We start from the raw sequence: 1,392 nt of genomic DNA, 5'->3' as shown, positions 1-1,392 counted from the left end.
GTTCCGCTACTATTGAAATCGCAAGTAATTGAATCGACGCTCCTTCGTGATTGGCTTCGAGCAAGTGGAGACGCCCCGCCGTCAGAGACAATCACTGCTGATGGCCCAAACAAAGCAGAATGTGATTGCAGCAGATCGAACAACTGATGTTCGTTTTAGATCACTCGCTGTTGTTTGTACGCGTATCTGGAGTTCATGGTGTGTCGGAACACCAAACGATGACGCCATACGCGATCGTCCGTGAGCCTTCGCGAAGCAATAGAGCCTTGCCAATGGACAACTTATCGAAGTTCTGATCGGGACGCCGCAACAAGCCGAAAATGAAACCGACGTCACCGGGGCTCAGCGTGCCCGACTCGACCGTGAGTGTCGCGTCACAATCATGTCCGTCGAGAAATACTTGCGGTCGGTACCCGGTATGAATCGCGGTTTTGCGTCCGCCGTTGGATTCGGTCAGCACGCGAACATCTGCAACGAAGTGGCAATTACCAGGGACGTCGATTGCGTGTTCTTTTTTGTGAAGCGCCGTAGAAGCCCGGAACCGAATGCGGGCACAGCGTTCGCGATCTTCGTCAGTTGCCGCGTCTCCGCACTCGCAGAACTTGGATAGCCATCGCAGATCTTCTCGATCAAGGAACATCGCAATGCGACCGGCGTCCGATTCCTTGGACGGAATCGTGAATAGGGAGTTGCGTGTCACGACTGGATCGAGCCAACGCCAACGATCAGCAATTCGTCTGATGTATCGAGACATTGACGACGTTCATTTCTGTGCGGCTTTGTGTGCAGCATTTCAATGCGTCCGTTTTGGAGGATCAACGAAGTAGATACCGTAGCGTGCACTTATTTTGATAATGGAGTCCAAGTTGGGTGGTGAGGTTCGCCTGAATTCGGCCGCGCATTCTGAAAAGAAGTTCTCAAAGCCTCCCGGAATCGTCTGGATGAGCATTTCCAACGGTTCTGGGTTGGGGTTACGAAAGGTGTGGATCGATCCGCGAGCTGCGTATACCGCGGTTTTCGGCGGGACGCGTGTCCATTGATCTGAAATCCAAAACTCAGCTTCGCCGTTGATAGGCCAAAACCACTCATCTTCGTTCTCGTGATAATGCGGCGGCGGACCACCTCCGGGAGGAGTGATCTCCGTCCACATCGAGAAACGTCCACCCGTGTCCTCTGCGCCGAGGTGAAGGATCATGGTGTCCCCGACGGCTTCGATTTGACGGTTTTGGCTTGGAGTCCGAACAGTGATCAAGGGAGGTTCCATTGTGGCACTCAGAGTGAAAGTTTTTGGTAAGCGAACACGGCCATGGAAAAAGACTATGAACTTAATCAATGGCCGAGTCGCGTGGCCTTGGCATGGTTTGGTTAGTCGCTAAGCAGGTACATACAAGT

The 1,392-nt window shown here is 52.9% G+C and carries 2 protein-coding genes; both read right to left on the bottom strand.

All coding sequences use genetic code 11. The features are described 5' to 3' along the window. Window positions 1-193 precede the first annotated feature (193 nt). Complete coding sequence (locus tag NB063_RS29625) at window positions 194-754, bottom strand: hypothetical protein (RefSeq protein WP_250932953.1); 561 nt, start codon at window positions 752-754, stop codon at window positions 194-196. Between the two features lie 39 nt (window positions 755-793). Continuing rightward, window positions 794-1,264 carry a cupin domain-containing protein gene (locus NB063_RS29620; RefSeq protein WP_250932951.1) on the bottom strand — a complete coding sequence of 157 codons (471 nt, stop codon included), beginning with the start codon at window positions 1,262-1,264 and terminating at the stop codon, window positions 794-796. Window positions 1,265-1,392: the final 128 nt, after the last annotated feature.

This window comes from Aporhodopirellula aestuarii (assembly GCF_023701485.1).
GTDB lineage: Bacteria > Planctomycetota > Planctomycetia > Pirellulales > Pirellulaceae > Rhodopirellula > Rhodopirellula aestuarii.
Note: the sequence above shows the minus strand (reverse complement) of the source record. Positions and strands in the feature narration are given on the sequence as shown.

What these genes read in the sequence shown, in the direction of transcription:
- NB063_RS29620 (WP_250932951.1), bottom strand. Translation starts at nt 1,264, where the DNA reads ATGGAACCTCCCTTGATCACTGTTCGGACTCCAAGCCAAAACCGTCAA.
- NB063_RS29625 (WP_250932953.1), bottom strand. Translation starts at nt 754, where the DNA reads ATGTCTCGATACATCAGACGAATTGCTGATCGTTGGCGTTGGCTCGAT.